The organism is Endozoicomonas sp. ONNA2 (assembly GCF_024606365.1).
GTDB lineage: Bacteria > Pseudomonadota > Gammaproteobacteria > Pseudomonadales > Endozoicomonadaceae > Endozoicomonas.
This window is the reverse complement of the sequence record NZ_JAHHPO010001055.1, coordinates 1-6,698: the sequence shown is the minus strand read 5'-3', so window position 1 is coordinate 6,698 and position 6,698 is coordinate 1. Positions and strand designations below refer to the sequence as shown.

Annotated in this window: 5 protein-coding genes and 1 pseudogene; all 6 read right to left on the bottom strand. The window is 45.0% G+C overall.

The window, feature by feature from the left end:
• Positions 1-334: 334 nt before the first annotated feature.
• Complete coding sequence (locus KDK14_RS18750) at positions 335-1,051, bottom strand: hypothetical protein (protein WP_257266727.1); 717 nt, start codon at positions 1,049-1,051, stop codon at positions 335-337.
• Positions 1,052-1,212: 161 nt separating this feature from the next.
• On the bottom strand, positions 1,213-3,462 hold the full coding sequence (locus KDK14_RS18745) for an ATP-dependent RecD-like DNA helicase (protein ID WP_257266726.1): 2,250 nt from the start codon (positions 3,460-3,462) through the stop codon (positions 1,213-1,215).
• Positions 3,459-3,887: a hypothetical protein gene (locus tag KDK14_RS18740; protein WP_257266725.1), complete on the bottom strand. Its 429-nt coding sequence runs from the start codon at positions 3,885-3,887 to the stop codon at positions 3,459-3,461. The genes KDK14_RS18745 and KDK14_RS18740 overlap by 4 nt, the downstream gene beginning before the upstream one ends.
• Entirely contained in the window at positions 3,880-4,296 is a 417-nt protein-coding gene (locus tag KDK14_RS18735) for a hypothetical protein (RefSeq protein WP_257266724.1), read from the bottom strand. Before KDK14_RS18735 ends, KDK14_RS18740 begins: the two co-directional genes overlap by 8 nt.
• Positions 4,289-6,388, bottom strand: a complete 2,100-nt coding sequence (locus tag KDK14_RS18730) for a hypothetical protein (protein WP_257266723.1) — start codon at positions 6,386-6,388, stop codon at positions 4,289-4,291. The genes KDK14_RS18735 and KDK14_RS18730 overlap by 8 nt, the downstream gene beginning before the upstream one ends.
• Positions 6,388-6,698: pseudogene (locus tag KDK14_RS18725) on the bottom strand (hypothetical protein); the annotation flags it as partial. The gene KDK14_RS18730 and the pseudogene KDK14_RS18725, both read right to left, overlap by 1 nt.

Genomic DNA, 6,698 nt, shown 5'->3' with positions numbered 1-6,698 from the left:
TCTGTGGCAACCCTCTGGTTACAGAGGTTATGCATTTATTATACGAATTCAGGTCAACACTTTTGCCTAAGGGTTCTGGTTACACGATATACAAGTTTGTGATGAGAAGAGAAGAACAGCGTCCATAGACTTGTACCAATTAACTCATCCTGTACACATAATAGACATAGCAATGAGTGCAAGCACGAAGTAGGACGAATACGGAAGAGGGTTATTGCAGCACTGGTTCTAACGCTGGGACTGACGTTAAAATCGCTAACCCAGCGGTGTAGTTAGAATGGACAATCAGTATAAGACAGCATATATCAGCACCAAGAATAGATGATCAGCATCCCTAAGATGCCTCTAGGTTCATGAACTGCTTCAACTTGCTACCAAAAATTCCATGCTCAAGATCATCCCTACTTGCTGTAATTTTTAAATCCTCAAAGCCTTCTATTGATGTTTTTATACGGATTGTATTATCTTTCGCTGTAACTGGAAGTGATCCTGCCTCTATAGTTCGCTCTGAGGTTGCTGCCTGAGCAGCTCGAATATCAGATGGCTTTACCTCAACATTCTTTGAGTAACTCCCAAAGAAAATAGCTGGCTTTGAAAAGTCAATAGCGCAGAATATATTTCCATCACACTCATAGTAATCTGTGTTATAACCACTATCTTCGACAAAACCTCTTAGTTTTGCTTTCATTTTTTTCGCATACATCTTGTCAAGGATTAATGTTGGTACAATACCTAAAATTATGCCGGGAAAGACGAAAAGGATTGAAGCAAATCCTGTTGCAGGCATCAGGCTAAAAGAAAGGCCAATAAAACAAAGACTTATCGGTGTAGAGAAGGCATTCCAGTTTTTGTAACCATATATTCCGTATTTCTTAACACCAATATGTATTGCCATATAAAAATACACGGCCACACTAAGTAACATAGCAATAATGCTATCCCCTCCGCCAATCACAATATACCATATAATGCTTGGTAGCATTGATGCTCCAATGACTTTAGACCACCACCCAATAACTGTTTTAAAGTTTCCAAATTTATACCCTTTCATGAACTCCATTCCATCTATAGTTTTTATTCGAAGTCTGTTTTGTGATCCGTCACATTTATCTATTGGACAAATTGCTAGATCACTAGGTAACAAGGACAAAAGGTTGAAAAATGAGCACATTTCTCGACTTAATCGTTCACTCGAAATCCATACCTTGATTCTTATTTATTCTCCCTTCGTTGTCTACCTTGCATTCTTTCTTGCAGACACACACACCTCTTCTCAATCAAGCACTCTTTTTCAACAGCCTTCCTGATCACTTGTCCACTACCCATCAGCACTAACCGCTCCTCTGGTCTGGTCGCAGCCGTATACAACAACGTTTGATCCATCATATGCCCCGCTTCAGGTGGCAGAACAACAAAACAGGTAGGCCACTGGGAACCCTGAGCCTTATGGATAGTAATCGCATACCCCAACTGCATCTTATCCAGTAAGTCCTGCGTAATGGCAATGCTGGTTCCGTTAATCTCTGCAACAGCAACAGCCCCACTATCATTTTCTGGTGAGTCATATACAACAGTAATCACCCCCAAGTCACCATTGCGGATATCTGCTGCCTCATCATAGTTATTGGCAGTAATCAGGATAGGGTCGCCCAGCAGCAACTCGGTTCCGGTTGAAGTCACCCAAGGTATCCAGCCCCGTTGATCGTCCTGATAATAGATACTTGGCCTTTCAAGTCCATTACTTTGCTGGAGATGCTGGTTAATGCCATCCACTCCCATTTCACCTTTACGAACCGGGCATAACACAATGGAATTCCCAATGCCCCCTGCTTCTTTCCAGAGCTGTTCCAAGCGTTCAGGGGTCATCACCCCCTCTATGGAGCAATCAGCACTTTTAGCAAGGGTAATTTCAGTCTGAGGAGGTATTTCAATTTCACCATTGCGAATAGCGGTGGCAAAACGGTGTATACCACTCTCCTCTCCCTGCCGTTTTACCTGTGTCAGATGAAAGAACGGTATGAAGGTGTCCTGTAGGGCATGAAACACCAACCCAGCCCCCACAGGCAGCAGTTGCGCTGTATCGCCCACAAAGATGACTCTGGTTGCTTCTGGCAATAGCCCGATCAGCTTATACATGGAGAGCAGATCAACCATCGATGCCTCATCAATTACCAGCAACAGGTGATCAGGTAATCGAGGCTTTTTCTCACCGATATGATCAACAATAAATTTTGCAATGGTTTGAGCCGGTAATCCGGTACTTTCCGACATACGCTGAGCAGCCCTTCCAGACAGGGCTACCTGATAAAACGCCATACCGCCTGCCAGCGCCTGATAAACACCCAGAATCGCTTTGAGAATGGTGGTTTTTCCTGTACCAGCACCACCCGAAATACCACAGACGGGTGATAAGACAGAGCCAACCACCGCTTTGCGCTGATCCCCTGTTAACTGGAATGGCAAGGTTTGCTCGTAGGCTTCCAGTGCATCAATAACAGAATTTTCTGTTAAACCTGCTTCCCATCCTGCTACCAGAGAGCCTGTGCCTGCTGAACGACCATGGGCTTTTGCCAGAAAAAGAGCTACTACCGCTTCCATTAGCGCAGAGCCGTATACCTGATAACCAGAATCAACCTTCACCAACAAACCATGATCTACTGCTATCTCTCCAACATTATCCGGTGCAGGTGTCTGCATTACCTGAGCACAGCCGGTTATCAGGCTTTGAGGGTCAATCACTGTCGAGCCGGTCTTATGGGTATGTCGAACAGCCACATGCTGAGCAACACCTGCTACAACGCTGGCATCAGCCATGGTTAAACCCAGCTCTTTGGCAATCTCCATGGTCTTTTCAAAGGAGGCTCCCATCGCCATAAGCAGAAAGGGATGCTCCTTAATCTTCTCAATGGCTTCAGCGCCAAAAAGTGCAGACAGCTTTTCCCCAAGCCCCAGCGGTAGCTGCTGTTCTTCCAACCATGTGATAGTGTCGTACAGGCTTTGATCAGGCCACTCTTCCAGCAGGCGATCCAGACGGGCTTCTGACATTCCCGCCACAGCCAGCAATGATGACCTTTCCCGCTTTTCAATCAACTCTGCCAGTTTGGGAAGCCTTACCAGCCTCTTGGCAATAACCTCGCCGATACCTTTGATGTTGCTACTTATCCACCGTGCCAGTACCTTTCCTGAAGGCTTCAAAAACCTGATTTCAGTGGCATCAATGGTGTACTCGGAAATAATCAGGCCATTAGCCGTAGTAAACGCATTCTCTCGTTCACGACCACTCACTTCCCACAGAGAGCCTGCCGTTGCAGCGCCCTGTGCATGTTCTGGGAAATGAACGACTAATGGTTTTTCACGCTTACGAAGCGAACCATCAGGCTGGATAAGGTCAACAGTGGCATAGCCACATGCCCGTTTTTTTCGAACCTGAACAATTTGCCGAAGGTGCGTAATCTGGGTCATAGCTTAAACCCTGCCATCCCTGCCTCAACCATGGCCTGCTGCTCCCTATATCCCTTTAGCTCTTTTCGTAACTGCCGGTTTTCAGCTTCCAGCTCAGCAATACGAAGCGACATGGCGTTATTATTTGAAGCCACAGCCGCTGAGTGTTTTTCTGCCCGATCACGAGCCGCTTCATGGGCTTCTCTTGAAACCTCTTTGCGAGCAAACCATCGCTCTTCTGCTTCATGTAATAGCTTCTGTACGCCCTTATTTTGGCTGATCACAGCCCTGCCGAAATCCAGCTCTTCACTGAGCACCGTTCGATTGATTTTTCCATTGCGCTGGTATTCATGCCAATCTCTGGCATCATCACGCAGGGCAATCCATGCCTCTACCTTTGCGATATTTTCTTGCCCTTTTTGTTGACCGTTTTTTCTTCTACTCACGCCTGTTTACTCCGGTCAGAGGTTTATCCAAATTTAACCTTCGCATATCCACACCGGGCATTGCATAGAGATTATGCTGCCAGCGAACAAACTGTTCTAACAGTGCATTATTTTGTTTTTCCAGTCTCTCTACCTTCGCTTTCAACGTAGCTATTTCCTTAAGAGCTACCTCAAGCGTAATATCTGGCTCCCCTGTCTCTTCCTTTTTGTCTTTGAGAGCTTTCTTTCGATCATTAAATGCTTCTACCAGTGCGGGATATGACAACAGCGTATGCCTACTGATTTTTTCCTCACCTAGCACTTTAGCCAGACAGCTAGCAAAGCTATCCCATGTCAATTTTCCCTTCCATTTGTCTAACTCGTGGAGAGCTAGAGGGAGGGTTTTTTCGGTAATAATCTTTTTAGGCATCGTCGTTACCCAGCATCAATTTTATGGTGGACTCTTCAACGAGGTCATGCCTATTAATAGTGGTATTGTACCCTTTCTGCTCTAAAGCTCTGCTTACCGGGCTTGGATCATGTTCTGGTGGAATCCACAAGACTGCACCTTCTGGAGTATCTTCTGACTCAAGAATTATTCTCTGCGTTCGAACATGCCCTAACTTCCAGCCGAGGTGAGTAACCCAAAGATCCGCTCCGTATGTCCCATCAGAAGCAGCAGCCTGAGCCTTTTCATATTGCTCAGTCAACTGAGACTCTAACCGCTTTATTCGCTCAAGAGTCTTAGGCATTCCCTTAATACACACATGCTCTTTACAGGTCATACAATCACTGCCACCCGCCTTGGTACAGGGTGACTGGGCAAAATCATGAACACACATCCCCCATTGGGTAACATCTGCAATACCGATCCGGTGAACCCCAAGATCCTCATAGCTGACAGGTAATTTTTCTTTGATGGCCTCCAAAGCAGTAGGCCGTGTTTTGCGCCGTAAAATACGCCTCTGCGTTTGTTCCCGCTCTTCACTAGTTCTTAAATCATAATGCCGGTTATCACTGATTTTTGCCCTCCCAGCCCATTGCGCCAACTGCCATGCATCCATACCTCCTCTTTCTGCATTGGTAGAGATCCATACTCTTAATTGATGCGACGACAGGCTTATGGGAGAGCCATCTTCGTCGGCATAGCCCATGCGCTGAAACAAAGTTTCTACGGGATTTTCCAGCCCATTTCGTGGAGATAACTGGTTATTCAACTGATTAACGTCTGGTAATACCCATGAGAACCGTTTAGCCTCGAACTCTTTATGAAATTCGTTGTCACGTATAAGGGCTAGAGCTTCCCATATGGGTCTATCGACAGAAGGTAAGTTAGGCCAATCATTATCTTTATATTCTTTCGCAACGTAATTGGCTAAATCCTTATAGCTTGGGTTTCCATCTTCACGAAGCTCTTTAATCCATTTGGTTTGGTGTGCTCCTAAAACATTCCAAGCTGTGATCAAGTTATAGTTAGTCGTTTTTTCAGTCATTCGATCAACAGTGGCTTGGGTAAAGTTCATTGCATACGCAAACTGGTAAGCATCCAATGGTTCATCTTCAGGAAAGTTTTTTGGCGTTACACAATGCTTATGACGAAAAAAAACATTTGGATTATCGTAGGCGAACTTTGCGGCATCTCTTGCAGGCTTGCCAATTTCTACCAACCGTTCATGCGCCTGAATGACGGTGGTTTCCAGATCCTTTGGAACCCACTTGAGTGTATGCCCAAAGCCTTTCTCAGCATACCACCTGACAGCCAAAGCACCGTTCTCAGCCCTGTGAAGGCAGTCAACCGTTAAATCTGACAATTCGCCAGCTCTGCCGGGAGCAAACATTAAAAAAACAAGAATACTTGTCCAATACTTATCTTCTTTTGTTTCCGCTTTGCTAAAGGCATCGGCGATAGCTAGCATCTGGTGCATAGAAGGACAGCGTTCGTCCTGCCACTTTCTGGATTTTTTATCAGTCCGTTTAGATTTTTCTTTTATCTTTTTAAATGGATTTTTCCAACGAGGTAAGGCGGGCAAAAACATTTTATCTTTCCTGATAAAATCAAATAATATTCCAACTTCATAACCAACCTTATTGAGTCGATCCAGATTCTTGACTCTTTCCCTTAGCAGCTCATCTATCTTACCGATCACCAGACCATCAGTTTTAAGAACATCCGCAACCCGATGAACCTCAATCAGTGCATCGTGAAAACAACGTAACGCAACCAGCTTCAGAGCAACACTTGAGACAGGCTTCATGCTTTGCGTATATCGCATATAAGCTTTCGCAAAGGACAAAAAAGGCTCAAGTAGTGGATCAAAATTTGCTGGGTTTGATGTTTCACGATATTGAGAGAAGGTAATCGCTATTCTGCGCTTCTTTTGCTGGTGATACCAGTTATTAACCTCCCATCCCCCTTGCTCATTATATAGGGTTAAGTTATCCCGACAGTGCTCGATGAAAGCATTATAATTCTGCTCACCTGTTAGTTCGGACTTAGGTTTAAAGTAAATAATATCAGACATTATAAAGCCTCCAGCTTTGACTTAATTGCGTCCCTTGCTGCTTTACACCGTTGGATAACATCCTGAACGGCTAACAGGAGCCTATCCGACGCTTGAATAACATATTTGGAAACTCCCATTTCTTCCTGATGCTTCCTTTCTTCTAAAACCTCCTGCAATACCTCTTCATGAGGGGCATCCCTCCACGGCTGAAAGTGATTACATGTATAACATGCCCTGTAACCATCTCTACAGAACGAGTACGTACCACAATTACCTACTACTTCGTTTTTTCCCACCTGCAAGCTTGCCATCCAGTCTATCCTGATAC

What these genes read in the sequence shown, in the direction of transcription:
- KDK14_RS18750 (WP_257266727.1), bottom strand. Translation starts at nt 1,051, where the DNA reads ATGAAAGGGTATAAATTTGGAAACTTTAAAACAGTTATTGGGTGGTGG.
- KDK14_RS18745 (WP_257266726.1), bottom strand. Translation starts at nt 3,462, where the DNA reads ATGACCCAGATTACGCACCTTCGGCAAATTGTTCAGGTTCGAAAAAAA.
- KDK14_RS18735 (WP_257266724.1), bottom strand. Translation starts at nt 4,296, where the DNA reads ATGCCTAAAAAGATTATTACCGAAAAAACCCTCCCTCTAGCTCTCCAC.
- KDK14_RS18730 (WP_257266723.1), bottom strand. Translation starts at nt 6,388, where the DNA reads ATGTCTGATATTATTTACTTTAAACCTAAGTCCGAACTAACAGGTGAG.